Raw genomic sequence first — 18,063 nt, 5'->3', positions numbered from 1 at the left:
ACGGTAACCTGCTATCCAGGTGCTGGGTAGGTGGGGTTTATGGATCGCACTCATTGCAGCGACAGGGTGTAGGAACCCTTGTTTGCTCTTCGCGCATCAGCGCTGGCGTTTGATTGCGGCACTTAACCCGTGTCCGTAAAATCGTTCGCGGCGGCTGTGCGCGGGACACACTTCGGTGTGGCTGAGGTTCATGAGCACTCGGTTTCCTACTCCCGCGCACGGCTGCCACCCTAGCCCGTAGGAAGGCTATTGGTAGTCCACATCTACGCTTATGGACTTCAAATAAAATGACAAAATCAACTACCGACGCACCCTACATAAAACCAACCCCCCACCCCGAAAACCGCTTCAAACCCCTCACCAGCAACTGCGACGACATGCCCACCCTCTTCGTCGATACCCAAGCACCCCTCGACGTCCTGGTCGACGCCGCCAATTACCGAATTCACGCCGTTACCCAAGTGCTGGAAAACCTCTCCATGCGCGGATCGATCGAATGCCAGTCTTTCATCCTCAGCGACTTCGCCTTGCTCTGCGCCCTTCCGCTGCGGGATGGGTGTGATGTACTGAATGTGGTTGGCCAAAGGTTACGGCCGCGAGGTTCAAGTGGGGTATAGCTGCGAATAGAATCGATGTAGATAAGTGGGGTGTTTAGGTTGGCGGAACGGCCCCTGATACAAACCGATTCACCCCACAAATCCAGCAGTTATTTCCCCGCAGTCCCATTAGAATGCCTCCCACCCGGATCACTGCCAATGGAACTGTCATGCCGCTTCGCTCGCCGCTGTATTCGCAACGTTCGTTGGTTCTTACGCTGATTGCACTGCTGGGCGCAGGCTTCCTGGCGACGTCTTTCCTCAGCTATTACGCCTCGCGAGCGTCGATCCGGGACAGCATCGTCAACACCGAACTGCCGTTGACGTCAGACACGGTCTATTCCGAAATCCAGAAAGACCTCGTCCGTCCCATCCTCATCTCCTCAATGATGTCGCGGGATACGTTCATGCGCGACTGGGTGGTCAACGGTGAGCAGAATCCCGAGCAGATGACTCGATATCTCAACGAGGTCATGACGCATTACGGCGCCTACACCGCGTTTTTTGTCTCCAACACCAGCCTGACCTACTACCACGCCAAAGGCGTTCTCAAGCAGATCAAAGTCACCGAGCCCCGGGACGCCTGGTACTTTCGCGTGCGTGATATGGCCGACCCTTACGAGATCAACGTCGATCCGGACCTGGCCAACAAGGACAACCTGACGTTCTTCATCAACTACAAGGTCTACGACTACAACAACCGGTTCATCGGCGCGGCGGGCGTCGGTTTGACGGTTGATGCGGTGATCAAGCTGATCGACAAATACCAGCAGCGCTATCAACGCAGCGTGTATTTCGTCGACACCTTCGGACGCCTGGTGCTGACCGGTGCCGAGGGTGGCCCCGAGGGCGCGCACATCGGCAAGACCCTTGGCGAACTCGACAGCATGAAAAGCCTGGTCAGCCAGCTGCCCAAACCCCACAGCGGCACCTATGAATATTCCGTCCATGGCCAGGGTCATTTCCTCAACGTGCGGTTTATTCCGGAGCTCAACTGGTACCTGTTCGTCGACAAACGCGAAGATGGCGCGCTCAATGAAATCCGCCAGTCGCTGTACCTCAATTTGCTGATCTGCCTGTTTATCACGCTGATCGTATTGGCCCTGTTGAACCGGGTGATCAAGCGCTATCAGGCGCGAATCCACGCCCAGGCCACCCTCGACAGCCTGACCGAGTTACCCAATCGCCGAGGCTTCGACCTGCTGGCCGCACAAGCCATGCACGAAGCCCAGCGTGAACCCAAACCGCTGACCGCGTTACTGCTCGACCTGGACCATTTCAAAGCCTTGAACGACACCTACGGTCACCTCGCGGGGGATCAGGTGCTGATCGGCTTCGCACGGGACCTGGAAAGTTGCCTGCGCCACTCCGACATTGTCTGTCGTTGGGGCGGTGAAGAATTCATCGTGTTGCTCAAGGACACTGATGGTGAAACCGGCCTGATGATTGCCGAGAAAATTCGTCAGCACGTCGAGCAACAGCAGTATGCGTACAACGATCAGGCATTGAAGCTGACCGTCAGCATCGGCCTCACCACCTTGCAGCCCGAAGACACCTTGCACACGCTGCTGTCCCGGGCGGATCATGCAATGTACCGGGCCAAGCAAACCGGCCGTAACCGCACCTGCGTGGAAAAATCTCACTCCGTTTATGAATAAACCAGATACCTGCCCGGCCTGCGGTGCCTCCAACGATTGCACCTTGGCCGACCCGCGAACCGCCGATCGGGCCTGCTGGTGCTACGGCGTCAGCATCGATCCGGCCGTTCTCCAGGCCTTGCCCGCCGAGTTGCGCGACAAATCCTGTCTTTGCCCACGCTGCGCGCAGGTCGAGGCGCAACTGCAAGCAGCCGCCCGGCCGATCCCGTAAGATACTCGGCCCCTTTCCTGCCGATCCCCCGTCATGCGTGTAGACCGTTTCCTCAGCAACCTGCCGTGCTTCAACCGCAAGCAGGTGCGCCTGTTGCTGGTGGAAAAACGCGTGCGGCTTGACGGAAAAATCGTCAGCGATCCGCATGCCGAAGTCCGGGAGTTCAGCCGTGTCGAGGTGGATAACGAGGTCTTGCAAGTCGGCAAGCCTGTGCGTCATTTCATGCTGCACAAACCGCCCGGTTGCGTCAGCGCCACCCGTGACCCACAGCACCCGACAGTTCTCGACCTGATCCACGAGCCAGACAAGGATGAGCTGCACATCGCCGGCCGCCTGGACTTCAACACCACCGGTCTGATGCTGATCACCAACGACGGCAGTTGGTCGCGTCGCTTGACCCAGCCGCAGACCAAACTGCCCAAGGTGTACTGGGTCGAGACAGAGCAAGCGATTGGACCGGAATACGCGCTGAAATTTGCCGAGGGCATGTACTTCGCTTTCGAAGACCTCACCACCCTGCCCGCCGACCTCCTTGTGCTCGGCCCAACGTCTGCTCGCCTGAGCATCGTCGAGGGTCGTTACCACCAGGTGAAGCGCATGTTTGGCCACTTCAACAACAAAGTGCTGCGCCTGCACCGCGAAAAAATGGGCCCCCTGGTGCTCGACCCGTCACTCAAACCGGGCGAATACCGCCCGCTGAGCGACGAAGAGATCCAATTGATCTAAGCAGCCTACCGCTCAGCAGAAGTTGTCGAACAATTTACCAAAGGCACTTGCGCGAACCTTTGCGCCCTGCTTGAATCAGGACGTCAGCCGAAATGTGACTGACGAGTCACAACATACTTCTAAGAAACTTTTTGCCGGTTAGAGAACCCTCAGGTTCCGCCTCAGACCGGCAGACTGCCCGCCAATAATAATACCCGTCGACCTGCTTTAACGGATCGACATGGGCCTCTCAAAATTCCAGGCGTATGCCTACCTGTCACAAAGCTCGTGCAATCTCATTTGCGCGCATACCCGCTTGCCAGGAGTCATATGACATGAGGCCAGAAATCGCTGTGCTGGATATACAGGGTCAGTATCGGGTTTACACGGAGTTCTATCGCGCAGACGCCGCAGAGAAGACCATCATCTTGGTCAACGGCTCGATGGCCACGACTGCGTCGTTTGCACAAACCGTGAAAAATCTTCATCCGCAATTCAACGTGGTCTGCTACGACCAGCCCTACGCGGGCAAGTCGAAAGCACACAACCTGCACGAAAAACTGCTGACCAAGGACGTCGAAGGACAGATCCTCCTGGAGCTGATCGACCACTTCGCCGCCGAACACGTGCTGTCGTTTTCCTGGGGTGGCGCCGCGACCCTGGTCGCCCTCGCCCAACGGCCACGACGCATCGAAAAAGCCGTAATCAGCTCGTTCTCCCCGGAGATCAACGCGCACATGCTCGACTACCTTGAGCGCGGCGTTGATTACCTCGGCAGCCGCGATGGCGACCGCGTCGGCAACCTGGTCAACAGCACCATCGGCAAGCACTTGCCATCGCTGTTCAAGCGCTTCAACTACCGCCACGTCAGCAGCCTGGCCGATCATGAATACGGGCAGATGCACTTTCACATCAGCGACCTGCTGCACAGCGACCGCCAGTGTTTTCTCAAAGCATCGGAAAAAATCAACGTCCCCGTGTTGTTCCTGAACGGTGAATGGGACGAATACACCGCCGCCGATGGCGCGCGATTGTTCGCCAATCACGTTCAACACAGCACCTTTACCACGCTTGAGGCAACCGGTCACTTCCTCGACATGGAACACAAAGCCGCCTGCCGTGACAGCCGTAACGCACTGCTGGGTTTCCTGCAGCCTTCGCCACATGAAGGCCGACCGCGTTACCACTACGTCCAGGACCAACATGCACTGGCCATCTGAAACAGAGTCATCGCGAGCAAGCCTGCTTGCCTGGACGCTACCGCTTCTGTGGGAGCAAGGCTTGCCCGCGATAGACCGCCACGTGGTTTGTGCGTTGTCCTCACCCGCGCTAAAGCGATCGCGCCTAAAGAAAAACTTCATTTCCCGGCGCACATCTGGTACAAAGTCAGCCGCTCTGAGCGGGTGTCGTATAATGGCATTACTCCAGCTTCCCAAGCTGATAACGAGGGTTCGATTCCCTTCACCCGCTCCAATCGAATTTTGATCCCAGGTTGTTTTTCAACGTGGGATGCAGGCAAAGAAAAAAACCGGCCTCGATGGCCGGTTTTTTTGTGCCCGGGATTAGGTGATCGCGTCGAGATCAACGATCTCTATGCCGCCAACCAGAACACGCTTTTTTGTAGCAGCTGGCGAAGCCTGCGTTCGACTGCGAAGCAGTCGTAAAATCATGCAGCGCGGTGTTTCAGGAAAACCTCGCGCTCAGGTTTTACGACTGCTTCGCAGTCGAACGCAGGCTTCGCCAGCTGCTACATAGAGCGCCCCTTCGCTTCCGAATTTCTTAGCCATCAGCGCAATTAGCCGGTCTTTGCATCCGGCAAAATCCGACCCAGCCGCGCGCCTCCCACCTCCCTCCTGAACTCTTCAACCCCCCTCAAATCGCATATTGGTGGTTATAGTGTTGATGAATAAATCCCGGTAGGTATAGTAACCACCTAACACACCACAGGGAGGTGTTGTGAGTAGCCATGCGTTGAAGAGCACAGTGTCCGTGCAGGAGTACGAATATGCTTTACCCGATTGCCATTTCAACCGGCGATAACGAGCACGCCTGGGGCGTGGAAGTACCGGATATTCCGGGTTGTTTTTCCGCCGGTGATGACCTTGACGACGCCATGGCCATGGCTCGCGAAGCCATTGAAGGTCACTTCGAGATTCTCGCTGAAGATGGGGCGCCGATTCCGCCAGCCAATAAAGTCACGCTGCATGCTGCCAACCCGAAGTACGCCGGCTGCACATGGGCATTGGTGGACATCGATGTCACCAAATACCTGGGCAAAGCGCAGAAACTCAATATCACCCTGCCCGGCTATTTGCTGACCCGTATCGATGAGTACGTGCTCCACCATCCGGAGGAGAAAAGCCGCTCAGGGTTTCTGGCCTCGGCGGCACTCAAAGTGTTGCAGCAGGGATGAGCTGGCTATGAGGAGGCGGGTCAATCCGCCCCATACGCGTAATTTTTGCGTATGGATTGCAGAGGGCCAGTAAAGAAAGCGTAGTGCGACATTTAGCGCGACCGGAGATGCCTTAACCTGCCAGCTCATCTTTCCATCAGAGATCAGCATGGACAATTCAGAGTTGGGGATCATGATCATTTCGATGATTGGGTTGTTCGGCTTCGCTTCGTTTCTCTTTGATTACCTGAGCGTAAAACGAAGGGACAAATAACCTCGAGCGTTATTCGTCCCTCAGGGTCAGCGAGTCGCCACAAGAAACAAACGCGGGAACGGCAACAGCACCGAGCCGTCGCTCAGCGTCGGGTAAGCCTGCTCGATCGCGGCCAGGTACTGCTTGAGGTACTGCGCCTTTTCCGCTTCATCCAGCGGTTCGAGAAATGGCCGCAACCCGCTGCCCTTGAACCACTCGACCACACCCGACGCACCGCCCGTCAGGGGATGATGGTAGGTGGTACGCCACACATCGACGCGTGCGCAATGCGGTCGCAGCATTGAGTAGTAGTCGCTGGCACTGGCCATTTCCGTGCGCTGCCCGGCGGCGTCCGCCAACTTGCTGGCCCATGGACCATCGGCGGCAACTTCGCGCATCAAACGGTGCGACGGCTCATTGAGATTGTCGGGCATCTGAATCGCCAGACTGCCGCCCGATGCAAGCTTGTTCACCAACGCAGGCAGCAACGTTGCGTGATCGGGCAGCCACTGCAGCACCGCGTTGGCAAAAATCACATCGAATGGGCCGCTTTCGTCCCAGGTGCCGATATCGACTGTATCGAATTGCACCTGCGGCAAGCGCTCGCGCGCGGCTTCGATCATGTCGGTCGAACTGTCGACGCCACGCACTGTGGCGTTGGCAAAGCGCTCCACCAGCAATTCGGTCGAATTGCCGGGGCCGCAGCCGATGTCGATGGCCGATCGCGCGTCCACGGACGGGACGGCAGCGAGCAAGTCTCGCGCGGGGCGTGTGCGTTCATCTTCAAAAGCGACGTATTGTTTGGCGGACCAACTCATTGCGTTCTCCTGTCGGTGCGTAATAGCGGCCAGGTGCGGACACCGGTTGGCTACGATACCTCGCCCGTGCACTGACCCCAATCCCGACCTCAGGCGAACGCTATTTATCCGCCGCGTCCTTGTCCTGCATCTGCACCGAAGATTTGGTGCCATCCGTGTTGTCTTTGGTTTCGTTATCCGAGTTATCAAAGCAGCCTTGCAAGACGAACAGGCAGCAGGAAAGGCAAAACAGGCGAGCGACGTTCATGTGATTCTCCAAATTCGAGTGACTGGAGTAGTGACTGTCTCGAGGGCTGTTTTGTTGCGTCTTTTTCACGACCCACAAATGTAAGCAGAATTTTCCATATGCCGGCGCTGTCTCAAATTTCAGGCGCATCCCTATAAGGAAGACGGCAATGAAATTCGCAAAAATCTCACAGAAACTCGCCTTGTGGGCCGGTAGTCCCAAGACGTTCATGGGTGCATTGATTCTGATTTTTCTCTGGGGATTGAGTGGACCGATTTTCAGTTACAACGACACCTGGCAACTGATCATCAATACCTCGACCACGATCATTACGTTCCTGATGGTCTTCTTGATCCAGAACACTCAGAACCGTGACACCGACATCCTGCACTTGAAAATCGATGAGTTGCTGCGGGTGAACAAGGAAGCGCAAAACGCCATGCTCGGGCTTGAATTACTCGATCTCAAGCAACTGGAAGCGCTGCGCAAACACTATCGCGCCATGGGCGAGAAAGACGTTCATGCGCTGGAAGGTCTGGCCGCTTCAAGCAAGCGAAAAACGGATCTGAACGACTGCTGATCCAAAAAAAAACGGCGCTGGGAATCCCGCGCCGTTTGTATAAGAGCCATTAGCGACTGGCTTGAAGAGCCTTTGCCATCTGCAGATGATTTTGCAGTTTCGGCAGTGTTTCTTCGGCAAAGGCTTTGATTTCCGGCACATCGGTCGTTTGCGCTTGCTGCTGCAGTTGCTCGATGGCCTCTTCGGTAGTTTTCACCTGGCTGCTTGCGTATGCCTTGTCAAAGGATGCGCCGTCCTGCAACTCCGGCATCAGGCTTTGGGCTTCACTCACCACTTCTTCGCGCGGGGCCACTGGCAAATCCAGTTGCTTGGCGATCTTCGCCAAATGCTGATTGGCAGTAGTGCGGTCATTGATGACCACAATGGTGTAATCCTTTACTTCTTTGGATTCGGATTTCTGATGCGCCAGGCGGCTGGCCTCGATATCGGCCATGCCTTTGGCGGAAGCATCGTTAATGAATTCAGCGGGCGATTGTGCAAAAGCACTGCTGGCAAAGAGCCCCAATATCGTGACTAAACTGGCATTGCGTAAACGGGTGGCCATCCGGCTCATGGTCGCGCCCTCCTCTGACAAAAAATTCAAGCGGGAGCTTTCGCCCCCGCCTCTCAATCAAAACAACCTTCACCGACTACTTGGATTTCTGACCACCTTTGCGGCCCATATCGGGTTTCGCAGGGGCTTTATCGACAGTCGTGGTAGTTGTTTTCCCACCTTTGCGACCGGCTTCAGACGCCTTCGTTCGATCGTTGGCGAAGTTTCCCGAGTTCGAGTTTCTTGAGTTAGGCATGATTCTCTACCTCTTGGTAATGATCGCGGCGAGCAGGAGCCCGCATAGGATCAGAATTTCACAGCCCCAAAAGGTTTAGAAAAGCTACAAACGCTGCGACGAACGGTGGCCGTTTTTCAGGCGTCGAGGCGTAAGTGATACTGGCGCTTGGCGGTGTACATCGCTTCATCGGCGTGTCTGAACAGCTGCTTCTCCTCAGTGCCGTGTTCAGGGTACAGCGCGACGCCAATGCTGGTCCGAATGGTCAAGCTGTGGCCGTCCAGGCGCAGTGGCTGCGCCAATACCTGACGGATTTTCTGCGCGACTTTGTCGGCGTCTTCCGCAGCATGAATGCTGTGCAGCAAAACCACGAACTCGTCGCCGCCGATGCGGGCCACCGTGTCGGTTTCGCGCACGCAGCCCTTGAGCCGACTGGCCACCGCTTGCAGCAACATATCGCCCACTGAATGGCCATGGTTGTCGTTGACCTCCTTGAAGCGGTCGAGATCGACGTACAGCAGCGCCATGCGGCCACCGTCCATCTGAGCCAATGTCAGCGAACTTTTCAGACGGTCACGGAGTAACGCGCGATTGGGCAGTTGGGTCAGCGCGTCGTACTGCGCCATGCGTTCGAGGCGGGCATGCAGCTGCTTGCGCTCGATCGCGGTGGCCACCTGGGCACACACAAACTGCAGCAATTCCTTGTCCTGCTCGGTGTAGCGCTCGCCGCCCGCAACACTTTTGACGATCAGAGCACCAATGGTGCCGTTTTGCGAGTTCAGTGGTACGCCCAACCAGCAGGGAGACTCCTGGCCCGCCACCAACGCCTCGAACCCCGCAGGAGCGTTGCCTTGATCCGGGGTCAGCAGAATTGGTTGCCCGCTGCGAATGACCTCTGCGCACAAGCGCCCGGTGACCGTTCCCGGCTGTTCGGGTTGCGGTTCAAGTTCATCGACGTGATAGGGGAAATTCAGCTGTGAACAGTGCTCGTCATACAAGGCCACGGAGAAATTCATCGCCGGCAACCATTCACCGATCAGCAAATGGATACGCTTGAATAATGCCAGCAAATCTTCTGCGGCATGGGCCGCTTCGGAGATCGCGTACAACGCCGCCTGCCGGGATTCGGCCTGCTTGCGCCCGGTGATATCGCGGGCCACCGCAATGCGCAGCTGATCGACTTCCGACCAGCGGGCCGACCAGAGGATATGCACCACCCGACCGTCCTTGCGCAGGTAGCGGTTCTCGAAATTCAGCTTGGGCTCGCCGCCCATGATCTCCCGCGCAGCGTCGAGGGTCCGCTGTCGATCGGCCGGATGCACCAGATCAATCATCGCCTTGCCGATCAACTCATCGGGGGTGTAGCCAAAAACCTGTTCGCAGGCAGCGCTGATAAACACGAAACGACCTTGTTTATCGACCGCACACACGGCGTCCAGCAGTAGATCGATGTAGCTCGCCAGCGGCGCTGAATTTCTGCTTTCCATGGTGCCCTGCGATCAGATTCAAGTCTTGCTCGCCACCAATCCCGGCACTGCATGCACCAGAGCATTGATGGCGAAACCGATAAACATTACCCCGCACAACCGGGTGATCAACAGTTCATGACGCTGGTACACAGTGCGTACCTGCCGGGCGCCGACGATGCCAATGAGGATAGCGTAGGCGATTAGGCCTCCGATGAAACTCAGCGCGATCAGCCAGGGCAACATCGACCAGTGCAGCAACTCTGCACGACTGGACAGCAGTGCGGTGAACGTCGCCACCGCCACCGGATAGGCTTTAGGATTGGTCAGCCCGAACAGGATGCCATGCCAGAACGGCTGCCGTGCTGGCCCTTGAGGCACTTCGGCGCTGCTGCGCTTGGCACGTACTGCGCGCAATCCGAGCCAAAACAGGTAAAGGCCGCTGATCACACCCAACACGTCGAACGCCGTGCTGCCAATTTCCCGCGCGCCGACAATCGCTATCAGCGCCGTACTGCACCAGATCACATCGCCCAGTAAATGCCCGCAGAGAAACCCCGCCCCGGCCCGCCTTCCACGTGCAGCACCAATGCCCAATACTGCCAGCACGCCAGGCCCCGGTGTAATGGCATAGATAAAGCCCGAAGCGAGAACGGCCAGTAGCAGAGTGGGGGTCATGGGAACTCCTGTTCGAGGTGCGCTGAATGCTCGCGAGTCTACTGCGTTTGTTGAGCTAGCAGGGTACCGGAGGGACGTCACAGACCATTAATCGCTCGATTTCGTTCTTTAACCAATTCAACGCCTGATCTCCGCTCCGCCGTTTATGCCACGCCAGGACAAAGGTAAACGCGGAAATCTTGAACGGCGGCGGTACCACGATCAATGACCGCTCATCAACGCTGCTGACCGCGCGAGAGGCCACCGTGAGAATCAGATCCGTACCGCTGATGAACGCAGGGGCCACGCTCCAGTGTGGCAGACTGATCGACACACGCCGGCGAGCACGCAGTGCCGTCAGGGTCCGTTCGATTTCCGGTGTGCCACTGCCGCGCATTTCCAGCAGAACGTGGGGCCGTGACAGGTATGTCGGCAGGTCCAGCTCACCACCGGTTGGCAGGCTGTTACGGTCGACCAGGCACACGTAATGCTCATCGAATAACGCCGTGCTGCGCAGTTCATTCGGTATCTCCGGAAACACTCCGGCGGCCATGTCGATGTCGCCATTCAGTACGGCATCAAGCATCCCTTCGCGACTGGCGTGGCTGATCTGCAGATCGATACCCGGTGCATCACGCCGCAAGGTTCGAACCAGCCCCGGCAAGACGATCGCAGCCCCGTAATCTGACATCGCCAGGCGAAAGGTGCGTTTGGCGGTGGCCGGATCGAACGTATTCGGCGCCAGCAGCGATTGCACCTGAGCAAGCACTTCGGCCAAGGGCGTGACCAACTCCAGCGCCCGCGGCGTTGGCACCAGCGTGGCGCCCGCGCGCACCAGTAACGGATCGCCGAGCAGATCGCGCAGCCGCGCCAGCGCATGGCTGACCGCCGGTTGACTGAGGTGCAGGCGCTCGGCTGCGCGGGTGACGTGTTGCTCCATGAGCAAAGCGTCAAGGATCACCAGTAAGTTAAGGTCAATACGCCTTAGATCATTCATCTGATGCATGTTCTGCATAGCAATTTGGAATTTAAATCTGCGCGACGAATACTCTAGAGTCCAGCAAAACCTGTTGGAGTTTCATCATGACGACGTTGCATTGGGCCGGTCTGCTGCTGTTGGCCGTGATAGCCGGGGCGGTGGTGCCTTTTCAGAGTGCGATCAACGCCAATCTCGGCAGAGGTCTCGGACATCCGTTATGGGCAACGCTCGCCTCGTTACTGGTCAGCATCGTGGTGTTGTTGCCGGTGATTGTGGCGATGCGCTTGCCGTTGCCAACGTTGGCATTCATCACCAAAGCGCCGTTGTGGATGTGGGCCGGCGGTGCGTTTGGGGTGTGCTTTATTTCGCTGGCGCTGATGCTATTGCCCAAGTTGGGGGCGTCGGGGTTTATTGCATTGGCGCTGGCAGGACAAGTGGTTGCATCGCTAGTGCTCGACCACTTTGGGTTGTTCGGATTGGTCGAGCGGCAAATGACCTTGCCGCGCGTGCTAGGGGCGGTGTTGTTGATTGCCGGGGTGGTGCTGATTCAGTTCAGTGACAGTCCGGGTAAAGCGCTGGTGACGGCGGGTTGAGGGAAACTCATGGACTTATCGGCGTCGGGCCGCCCGCCGGGTATAGTCTTGCCGCAATCAAAATCCCTGCCGATCAGTGCCAAGGTTTTACATGAAAAGCAGCACCACCCTCCTCGTCACCTGCAGCACTGTTTTCCTCGCCCAACTGGGCATGAGCATTTACCTGCCGGCATTGCCGGAGATGGCCCGGTATCTGTCTGCCGATGCCTCGCAGGTTTCGTGGGGGCTGGCGGTTTATCTCATTGGTATGGCGCTGCCGATGTTGTTCTGGGGCAGTCTCAGCCAACGCATCGGGCGAAAACCGGTGTTGCTCGCGGCACTGGGTATCTACGGGGTGGCAAACCTCGCCCTGCCTCTGGGCCAGACGCTTGAATCATTCCTGGCGTTAAGACTGGTTCAAGGCATTGGCGCGAGCGGCATTTCGGTGATGGCCCGGGTGCTGATTCGCGACAGTTTTCGCGGTGAGCTGCTGGCCAAAGCGCTGTCCTGGATTTCGATCTCTTTCGTCGTCGCGCTAGGCATAGGCCAGTATCTGGGGTCGATCATCCAGGTGACGTTGGGTTGGTCCGCCATTTTTTATCTGCTGGGCAGTGTGAGTCTTTTGATGGCGATGGGGGTGGCGCGTGTGCCGTTTCCCATTCGAGACGACGAGAGCGCCCAGTCATCCGCCTGGCGGAGTTACGGGCGAATCGTGTGTGACCGGGCCTTCGTGTTGCCGACCCTCGCCGGTGGCCTCGGTTATGGGGTGATCATCGCGTTCAACACGGCAGCGCCGCTGATTCTGCAAGGCCCCTTCAACTGGTCCGCGGTGGATTACGGACTGTTGGGTTGGCCTATCAGCGCGGCGTATTTTTTGGGGGCATTGGCAGTCAATGGCTTCGTGCTTCGCACCGGCCAGCGACGCATGATGACGGCCGGTGTAGGGCTGGTACTGGCCGGGAGTACGGTGATGTTGCTGGGCAGTTTCTTGGGCACTTCAATCGCACTGCTGTTCTGGTTGCCCTACTGCGTTGCGGTGTTCGGTCAATCGTTGAACTACCCGATCAGCCTGTCACTGGCCAACGACGGCTCGCCGGTCGGCGGTGCGTATGCGATGGCGCTCAGCGGTTTCATCCACCAGTTGATGGCCGCTGTGATCGGCGCGATTGCCAGCCTGATCGCGAGCGAACAAGCCTGGCCACTTTCCTTGCTGTGTACCTTGCTCGCGTTGGGCGCGATGCTCTGCGTAAAGCTCGCGCCCAGTCTGTCCTGCCGCCATCGCCAGCAGGCTGGCTCCCACAGTGATTGAGGGGTTCACAAACAACTTAAAACGCGCTGCGGAAAATCTCTTCGATCTGACGCTGATCCGCCGTCCGGGGATTGGTAAGGCCGCAAGCGTCCTTGAGGGCGTTAGTAGCGAGGACCGGGATGTCGTTGAGCTTGGCGCCAAGCTCGCGCAAACCGGCGGGAATTTCCACGTCATGGGCCAGGGTGCGAATGGCCGTAATGGCCGCTTGAGCGCCCTCTTCCGGGCTGTACCCGCGCGTGTCGGCACCCATTGCGTGGGCCACGTCGGTCAGGCGATCTGCGCAGACCAGCGCGTTGAAGCTCTGCACGTGCGGCAACAGCACGGCGTTGCACACACCGTGGGGCAAGTCGTAGTAACCACCCAACTGGTGCGCCATGGCATGCACGAAACCCAGTGACGCGTTGTTGAACGCCATGCCCGCTAGGAACTGCGCGTAGGCCATGTTTTCCCGTGCCGCCAGGTCGCGGCCGTCGCGCACGGCCAGGCGCAGGTTGTTGCTGATCAAGGTGATGGCTTTCAACGCGCAGGCATCGGTGATCGGATTGGCGGCGGTGGACACATAGGCTTCGATAGCGTGGGTCAGCGCGTCCATGCCGGTGGCGGCCGTCAGGCTTTTAGGCATGGCAACCATCAGCGCCGGGTCGTTGACCGACAGCAGCGGCGTGACGTTGCGGTCGACGATGGCCATTTTCACGTGGCGCGATTCGTCGGTGATGATGCAGAAGCGGGTCATCTCGCTGGCGGTGCCGGCGGTGGTGTTGATGGCGATCAGCGGCAGTTGCGCCTTGGCGGATTGATCGACCCCTTCATAGTCGCGAATCTGCCCGCCGTTGGTCGCGCACAGGGCAATGCCTTTAGCGCAGTCATGGGGCGAACCGCCGCCCAGGGACACCACGAAATCACACTGGCTTTCCTTGAGCAGACCGAGGCCAAGCTCGACGTTGGCGATGCTCGGATTAGGCTTGGCGCCGTCGAAAATCACCGAGTCGATATCCAGTTCCGCCAGCTTCCCGGCGATCATCGCCGCCACTCCGGCCTTGGCCAGCCCGGTATCAGTGACGATCAGCGCCTTGCGAAAGCCGTATTTGCCAATAGCGACCATGGCTTCTTCGAGGCAGCCGATGCCCATGATGTTGACGGCGGGAATGAAAAAGGTGCTGCTCATGAGCGAATCTCCTGACGGGAGCCGGATCGGCGAAGACGAACCAGCGGATACCGACAGGATCAACTCATCCAGGGGGCGGTAACTTGATCTGGCTCAACGTCGGGTCGTGATAAAGTCGCCGCCCATCAGACCTTTTGCTTTCGAGACGACCAACGCAATGACCGATTTCCAGGATGTTGATGCCCAACTTGAAGACTGGAACGCCTTGCGCACCACCGCTACGTTCAGCGGCTTGCTGCTGGGCAACGGCGCCAGCCGCGCGGTGTGGGACGATTTCGGCTACGACTCGCTGTTCGAAAACGCCCGCACCGTCGAAGAAAAACCCCTGAGCCAGTCCGAGCTCAGCGTGTTCGAGGCGATGCAGACGCGCAGCTTCGAGCAAGTCCTCAGCGCACTGAAAACCACCAGTCGCGTGAACAAGGCCCTGGCCGTCAGCTCCGCCGCGCCGCGCAATCGCTACTACGCGATCAAGGAAGCGCTGATCAATACCGTGCATGCGGTGCATATCCCCTGGCGACTGGTGGTGCCGGCGACCCTGGCGACCATCAGTGAGGAACTGGCCCGCTACCGGACGGTGTTCACCACCAATTACGACTTGCTCAACTATTGGGCCATTCAGCACCAGCCGGACTCCATCACCGACCTGTTCCAGGGCGCCGAACCGGGTTTTGATTTGAGCCGCACAGCCACCGAGAAAACCCGTTTGCTGTACCTGCATGGCGGGTTGCACCTGGTACGCAATCAGGACGGCACCGCGCGCAAGCTGATGTCGACCGAGGGCACCTTGCTGGGCAGTTTCGCGATCAACAATACGATCAAGACGCTGGACGATGTACCGCTGTTCGTCAACGAAGGCCCGTCGCAGGACAAGCTCAAGACTATTCGCAGCTCGGACTATCTGTCGTTCTGCTACGACCAGTTACTCGGTCATGACGAGGGGCTGTGCCTCTTCGGTCATGCCCTGGGCGAACAGGACAGTCACATCATTCATGCACTGCGTCAGGCGAAACCGAAGGTGGTCGCCATCTCGATCAAGCCGCGCAGCAAGGCGTTCGTTCAGCATCAGAAACGGCATTACGCGAAGGTGTTCGAGGGCACGGGCAGCGAGTTGCGGTTTTTTGATTCCAAGACGCACCCGCTGGGGAGTTCCAGGCTGACGGTCCCGGTTGAGGTCTGAAGCGATCCTTGTAGCACCGATTCTGCCGATAAATCACGACTGCTTCGCAGTTGAACGCAGGCTGCGCCAGCGGCTACAGGGATCACCTTCACTCTTCGCTGCTATGCACCACCACCAGCAACTGCGCCAGAACCTCACCCACTGACCGGATCCGATGAGGCTTCTGCGCATTGAAGTGCAGCGCATCCCCACGGTTGAGCAGCACCCGCTCAGTCATGAAATCCACTTCCACCTGCCCTTCGTGGACGAACAAAAACTCCTCCCCGGTGTGCTCCTTGAACGCCTTGTCGACGAATTCGGTGGGCGGATAAATGATGAACGGCAGCAGACTGCGCTCACTCACCTGATGAGCCAGCACGGCGTAACCGGGACTCTGGTCATTGGCGGCCAGGGACTGGCGCTCATCGCTGCGCACCAGGCTGTAGCTGTCGAGGCTGACGCTGTCTTCGGAGAACAGCTCCTCGACCTTCACGTTCAGCGCCTTGGCCAGTTTCAACGCAGCCGCAATCGACGGCGTGTTCAAGCCCCGCTCGACCTTCGACAGATAACTCTTGGTCATGCCGGACTTCTCGGCCAAAGCCTCGAGCGTCACACCAAGTTTTTTTCTCAATAATTTCAAACGGATAGACATGTAGAGCGATTAATCCATCAAGGGAGCGACGTATTGTCCTTGCTTATGACACTTTGTGTCATATAGCCTATTTAGTGTCATTTGCATGAACCGCACGAAGGACACCGATATGGCCCGGACATTAGCACTACCCAAAGACCAACTGGTCAAGCAAGCGCTGACGCAGATGCAAAATACCCTGGCGGATAATACGTGGACCGACCGGCAAAAGCTGGCACTGACCTGCCGTATTCTGTTCGAAAATGGCCACGATTCCGGCCTCGCTGGCCAGATCACTGCCCGCGGCCCACAGCCAGGCACCTACTACACCCAACAACTGGGCCTGGGTTTCGACGAGATCACCGCGAGCAACCTGCTGCTGGTCAACGAAGACCTGGAAGTACTGGAAGGCCACGGCATGCCCAATCCGGCCAACCGGTTTCACAGCTGGGTATACCGCGCACGGCCGGACGTTAACTGCATCATTCACACCCATCCGACCCACGTTGCGGCGCTGTCGATGCTCGAAGTGCCGCTGCAGATTTCCCACATGGACCTCTGCCCGCTCTACGACGACTGTGCCTTTCTCGAAGGCTGGCCGGGTGTGCCGGTGGGGAGTGAAGAAGGCGAGCTGATTGCCGGTGCTCTTGGCGACAAGCGGGCGATCCTGCTATCGCACCATGGCCAGTTGTCCACGGGCACGACCATTGAAGAGGCCTGCGTCATTGCGCAATTGATCGAACGCGCCGCCAGGCTGCAACTGCTGGCGATGAGCGCGGGAACAATCAAACCGATCATTCCGGAACTGGGACGCGAAGCCCACGACTGGATTTCCAAACCCAAGCGCCACGGCGCCGCGTTCAACTACTACGCTCGGCAGAACCTGCGTCAACACGCCGATTGCCTGAACTGAACCTACCGATTTTCTGCAGGAGAGACACCATGTCGACCCCCACCATTCACGGCATCATCGGCTACACCATCACTCCATTCACCGCCAACGGCGAAAGCGTTGATCTCGACGCGCTTGGGCAATCCATCGATCGCCTGATCGACGCTGGCGTTCACGCCATCGCACCACTGGGCAGCACCGGCGAAGGCGCTTATCTGAGCGATGCGGAATGGGATGAAGTCAGCGAGTTCAGCATCAAGCACGTGGCCAAGCGCGTGCCGACCATCGTTAGCGTCTCCGACCTGACGACTGCGAAAGCCGTCCGCCGTGCCCGCTATGCACAAACCCACGGCGCCGATGTGGTGATGGTGCTGCCGGCGTCTTACTGGAAACTTAGCGAAGCGGAAATCCTTGCGCACTATCGCGCCATCGGCGACAGCATCGACTTGCCGATCATGCTCTACAACAACCCGGCCACCAGCGGGACCGACATGTCGGTGGACTTGATCCTGCGGATTTTCAATGCCGTGGATAACGTGACCATGGTCAAGGAAAGCACCGGCGATATTCAGCGTATGCACAAACTGCAGCTGCTGGGCGAAGGCCAGGTGCCCTTCTACAACGGCTGCAATCCACTGGCGCTGGAGGCTTTTGCGGCGGGTGCGAAAGGCTGGTGTACTGCTGCGCCGAACGTGATCCCGCAGCTCAATCTTGATCTGTATGAAGCGGTACTGGCCAACGATCTGGCCAAGGCGCGGGACCTGTTCTATCGCCAGTTGCCGCTGCTGGATTTCATACTCAAGGGTGGGCTGCCCGCGACGATCAAGGCCGGATTGCGCGCGACAGGGCTGGAAGTGGGTGACCCGAGATTGCCGGTGTTTCCGCTGAGCGATGCGGGCTGTGGTCAGTTGCAGGAGTTGTTGAAGGCGTTGCGCTGATCCAAAGGCAAATACACAACCAATGCAGGAGCGAGCCCGCTGGCGATGAAGCCATAACATTCAACATCTCTGTTGAATGCCCCACCGTCATC

Annotated in this window: 21 protein-coding genes and 1 tRNA gene; 13 read left to right on the top strand and 9 right to left on the bottom strand. The window is 58.1% G+C overall.

Annotated elements, in window-relative coordinates:
* Positions 1–287 precede the first annotated feature (287 nt).
* From AC3ZVB_RS15870 to AC3ZVB_RS15840, 7 genes are all read left to right on the top strand, one after another.
* Positions 288–617: a hypothetical protein gene (locus AC3ZVB_RS15870; RefSeq protein WP_490147064.1), complete on the top strand. Its 330-nt coding sequence runs from the start codon at positions 288–290 to the stop codon at positions 615–617.
* Between the two features lie 149 nt (positions 618–766).
* Positions 767–2,254 carry a sensor domain-containing diguanylate cyclase gene (locus AC3ZVB_RS15865; protein ID WP_490147063.1) on the top strand — a complete coding sequence of 496 codons (1,488 nt, stop codon included), beginning with the start codon at positions 767–769 and terminating at the stop codon, positions 2,252–2,254.
* Entirely contained in the window at positions 2,247–2,465 is a 219-nt protein-coding gene (locus AC3ZVB_RS15860) for a cysteine-rich CWC family protein (protein ID WP_162440526.1), read from the top strand. Before AC3ZVB_RS15865 ends, AC3ZVB_RS15860 begins: the two co-directional genes overlap by 8 nt.
* A 33-nt stretch (positions 2,466–2,498) precedes the next feature.
* Positions 2,499–3,191: a 16S rRNA pseudouridine(516) synthase gene (locus tag AC3ZVB_RS15855; protein ID WP_490147062.1), complete on the top strand. Its 693-nt coding sequence runs from the start codon at positions 2,499–2,501 to the stop codon at positions 3,189–3,191.
* A 314-nt stretch (positions 3,192–3,505) separates the two neighbouring features.
* Positions 3,506–4,390 carry an alpha/beta fold hydrolase gene (locus AC3ZVB_RS15850; RefSeq protein WP_490147061.1) on the top strand — a complete coding sequence of 295 codons (885 nt, stop codon included), beginning with the start codon at positions 3,506–3,508 and terminating at the stop codon, positions 4,388–4,390.
* 179 nt (positions 4,391–4,569) lie between these two features.
* Positions 4,570–4,643: transfer RNA gene (locus AC3ZVB_RS15845), tRNA-Gly, on the top strand.
* A 532-nt stretch (positions 4,644–5,175) separates the two neighbouring features.
* On the top strand, positions 5,176–5,583 hold the full coding sequence (locus AC3ZVB_RS15840; RefSeq protein WP_490147060.1) for a type II toxin-antitoxin system HicB family antitoxin: 408 nt from the start codon (positions 5,176–5,178) through the stop codon (positions 5,581–5,583).
* Between the two features lie 279 nt (positions 5,584–5,862).
* On the opposite strand, the gene tam is transcribed toward AC3ZVB_RS15840, so the two are convergent.
* Both tam and AC3ZVB_RS15830 read right to left on the bottom strand, forming a co-directional pair.
* Entirely contained in the window at positions 5,863–6,633 is a 771-nt protein-coding gene (gene tam / locus AC3ZVB_RS15835; RefSeq protein WP_490147059.1) for a trans-aconitate 2-methyltransferase, read from the bottom strand.
* A 100-nt stretch (positions 6,634–6,733) separates the two neighbouring features.
* Positions 6,734–6,880 (bottom strand): hypothetical protein, encoded by a 147-nt coding sequence (locus AC3ZVB_RS15830; protein ID WP_178114344.1) that lies wholly within the window; start codon positions 6,878–6,880, stop codon positions 6,734–6,736.
* 148 nt (positions 6,881–7,028) lie between these two features.
* Between AC3ZVB_RS15830 and AC3ZVB_RS15825 the strand changes: the two genes are divergently transcribed.
* The gene (locus AC3ZVB_RS15825; protein ID WP_162440506.1) at positions 7,029–7,439 is read left to right on the top strand and encodes a low affinity iron permease family protein; all 411 of its coding nucleotides are present in this window, start codon (positions 7,029–7,031) and stop codon (positions 7,437–7,439) included.
* A 49-nt stretch (positions 7,440–7,488) separates the two neighbouring features.
* On the opposite strand, the gene AC3ZVB_RS15820 is transcribed toward AC3ZVB_RS15825, so the two are convergent.
* The 5 genes from AC3ZVB_RS15820 to AC3ZVB_RS15800 form a co-directional block, all read right to left on the bottom strand.
* Positions 7,489–7,992: a DUF4142 domain-containing protein gene (locus tag AC3ZVB_RS15820; protein ID WP_194691144.1), complete on the bottom strand. Its 504-nt coding sequence runs from the start codon at positions 7,990–7,992 to the stop codon at positions 7,489–7,491.
* Positions 7,993–8,068: 76 nt separating this feature from the next.
* On the bottom strand, positions 8,069–8,227 hold the full coding sequence (locus AC3ZVB_RS15815) for a KGG domain-containing protein (protein WP_490147058.1): 159 nt from the start codon (positions 8,225–8,227) through the stop codon (positions 8,069–8,071).
* A gap of 116 nt (positions 8,228–8,343) precedes the next feature.
* On the bottom strand, positions 8,344–9,693 hold the full coding sequence (locus AC3ZVB_RS15810; protein WP_162440504.1) for a sensor domain-containing protein: 1,350 nt from the start codon (positions 9,691–9,693) through the stop codon (positions 8,344–8,346).
* Between the two features lie 18 nt (positions 9,694–9,711).
* Positions 9,712–10,350, bottom strand: coding sequence for a LysE family translocator (locus tag AC3ZVB_RS15805; protein WP_162440503.1), 639 nt, complete (start codon positions 10,348–10,350; stop codon positions 9,712–9,714).
* 55 nt (positions 10,351–10,405) lie between these two features.
* Positions 10,406–11,326 carry a LysR family transcriptional regulator gene (locus AC3ZVB_RS15800; protein WP_490147057.1) on the bottom strand — a complete coding sequence of 307 codons (921 nt, stop codon included), beginning with the start codon at positions 11,324–11,326 and terminating at the stop codon, positions 10,406–10,408.
* A gap of 86 nt (positions 11,327–11,412) precedes the next feature.
* Between AC3ZVB_RS15800 and AC3ZVB_RS15795 the strand changes: the two genes are divergently transcribed.
* Entirely contained in the window at positions 11,413–11,901 is a 489-nt protein-coding gene (locus tag AC3ZVB_RS15795; RefSeq protein ID WP_162438640.1) for a DMT family transporter, read from the top strand.
* Positions 11,902–11,992: 91 nt separating this feature from the next.
* Positions 11,993–13,189 carry a multidrug effflux MFS transporter gene (locus AC3ZVB_RS15790; RefSeq protein WP_490147056.1) on the top strand — a complete coding sequence of 399 codons (1,197 nt, stop codon included), beginning with the start codon at positions 11,993–11,995 and terminating at the stop codon, positions 13,187–13,189.
* 16 nt (positions 13,190–13,205) lie between these two features.
* Here AC3ZVB_RS15790 and yiaY read toward each other — a convergent pair whose 3' ends face one another.
* On the bottom strand, positions 13,206–14,354 hold the full coding sequence (gene yiaY, locus AC3ZVB_RS15785; RefSeq protein WP_490147055.1) for an L-threonine dehydrogenase: 1,149 nt from the start codon (positions 14,352–14,354) through the stop codon (positions 13,206–13,208).
* Between the two features lie 157 nt (positions 14,355–14,511).
* Here yiaY and AC3ZVB_RS15780 point away from each other — a divergent pair, with 157 nt between their 5' ends.
* Positions 14,512–15,531, top strand: coding sequence for a DUF4917 family protein (locus tag AC3ZVB_RS15780; protein WP_162438637.1), 1,020 nt, complete (start codon positions 14,512–14,514; stop codon positions 15,529–15,531).
* Positions 15,532–15,619: 88 nt separating this feature from the next.
* Here AC3ZVB_RS15780 and AC3ZVB_RS15775 read toward each other — a convergent pair whose 3' ends face one another.
* Positions 15,620–16,162: a helix-turn-helix domain-containing protein gene (locus AC3ZVB_RS15775; protein WP_490147054.1), complete on the bottom strand. Its 543-nt coding sequence runs from the start codon at positions 16,160–16,162 to the stop codon at positions 15,620–15,622.
* A gap of 109 nt (positions 16,163–16,271) precedes the next feature.
* On the opposite strand from AC3ZVB_RS15775, the gene AC3ZVB_RS15770 reads away from it, so the two are divergent.
* Together AC3ZVB_RS15770 and AC3ZVB_RS15765 are read left to right on the top strand one after the other, a co-directional pair.
* Complete coding sequence (locus AC3ZVB_RS15770) at positions 16,272–17,054, top strand: aldolase (RefSeq protein WP_490147053.1); 783 nt, start codon at positions 16,272–16,274, stop codon at positions 17,052–17,054.
* Positions 17,055–17,083: 29 nt separating this feature from the next.
* A complete protein-coding gene (locus AC3ZVB_RS15765; protein ID WP_490147052.1) occupies positions 17,084–17,971 on the top strand; it encodes a dihydrodipicolinate synthase family protein in 888 nt (295 codons plus the stop codon).
* Positions 17,972–18,063 lie beyond the last annotated feature (92 nt).

It is taken from the genome of Pseudomonas sp. MDV22-iso1 (assembly GCF_058145095.1).
The sequence above is the reverse complement of the archived record's forward strand: the minus strand, read 5'-3'. Positions and strand labels throughout refer to the sequence as shown.

Bases quoted from the DNA above. Each gene is read 5' to 3' on its own strand.
- AC3ZVB_RS15870 (WP_490147064.1), top strand. From the start codon at position 288: ATGACAAAATCAACTACCGACGCACCCTACATAAAACCAACCCCCCAC.
- AC3ZVB_RS15865 (WP_490147063.1), top strand. From the start codon at position 767: ATGCCGCTTCGCTCGCCGCTGTATTCGCAACGTTCGTTGGTTCTTACG.
- AC3ZVB_RS15860 (WP_162440526.1), top strand. From the start codon at position 2,247: ATGAATAAACCAGATACCTGCCCGGCCTGCGGTGCCTCCAACGATTGC.
- AC3ZVB_RS15855 (WP_490147062.1), top strand. From the start codon at position 2,499: ATGCGTGTAGACCGTTTCCTCAGCAACCTGCCGTGCTTCAACCGCAAG.
- AC3ZVB_RS15850 (WP_490147061.1), top strand. From the start codon at position 3,506: ATGAGGCCAGAAATCGCTGTGCTGGATATACAGGGTCAGTATCGGGTT.
- AC3ZVB_RS15840 (WP_490147060.1), top strand. From the start codon at position 5,176: ATGCTTTACCCGATTGCCATTTCAACCGGCGATAACGAGCACGCCTGG.
- tam (WP_490147059.1), bottom strand. From the start codon at position 6,633: ATGAGTTGGTCCGCCAAACAATACGTCGCTTTTGAAGATGAACGCACA.
- AC3ZVB_RS15830 (WP_178114344.1), bottom strand. From the start codon at position 6,880: ATGAACGTCGCTCGCCTGTTTTGCCTTTCCTGCTGCCTGTTCGTCTTG.
- AC3ZVB_RS15825 (WP_162440506.1), top strand. From the start codon at position 7,029: ATGAAATTCGCAAAAATCTCACAGAAACTCGCCTTGTGGGCCGGTAGT.
- AC3ZVB_RS15820 (WP_194691144.1), bottom strand. From the start codon at position 7,992: ATGAGCCGGATGGCCACCCGTTTACGCAATGCCAGTTTAGTCACGATA.
- AC3ZVB_RS15815 (WP_490147058.1), bottom strand. From the start codon at position 8,227: ATGCCTAACTCAAGAAACTCGAACTCGGGAAACTTCGCCAACGATCGA.
- AC3ZVB_RS15810 (WP_162440504.1), bottom strand. From the start codon at position 9,693: ATGGAAAGCAGAAATTCAGCGCCGCTGGCGAGCTACATCGATCTACTG.
- AC3ZVB_RS15805 (WP_162440503.1), bottom strand. From the start codon at position 10,350: ATGACCCCCACTCTGCTACTGGCCGTTCTCGCTTCGGGCTTTATCTAT.
- AC3ZVB_RS15800 (WP_490147057.1), bottom strand. From the start codon at position 11,326: ATGAATGATCTAAGGCGTATTGACCTTAACTTACTGGTGATCCTTGAC.
- AC3ZVB_RS15795 (WP_162438640.1), top strand. From the start codon at position 11,413: ATGACGACGTTGCATTGGGCCGGTCTGCTGCTGTTGGCCGTGATAGCC.
- AC3ZVB_RS15790 (WP_490147056.1), top strand. From the start codon at position 11,993: ATGAAAAGCAGCACCACCCTCCTCGTCACCTGCAGCACTGTTTTCCTC.
- yiaY (WP_490147055.1), bottom strand. From the start codon at position 14,354: ATGAGCAGCACCTTTTTCATTCCCGCCGTCAACATCATGGGCATCGGC.
- AC3ZVB_RS15780 (WP_162438637.1), top strand. From the start codon at position 14,512: ATGACCGATTTCCAGGATGTTGATGCCCAACTTGAAGACTGGAACGCC.
- AC3ZVB_RS15775 (WP_490147054.1), bottom strand. From the start codon at position 16,162: ATGTCTATCCGTTTGAAATTATTGAGAAAAAAACTTGGTGTGACGCTC.
- AC3ZVB_RS15770 (WP_490147053.1), top strand. From the start codon at position 16,272: ATGGCCCGGACATTAGCACTACCCAAAGACCAACTGGTCAAGCAAGCG.
- AC3ZVB_RS15765 (WP_490147052.1), top strand. From the start codon at position 17,084: ATGTCGACCCCCACCATTCACGGCATCATCGGCTACACCATCACTCCA.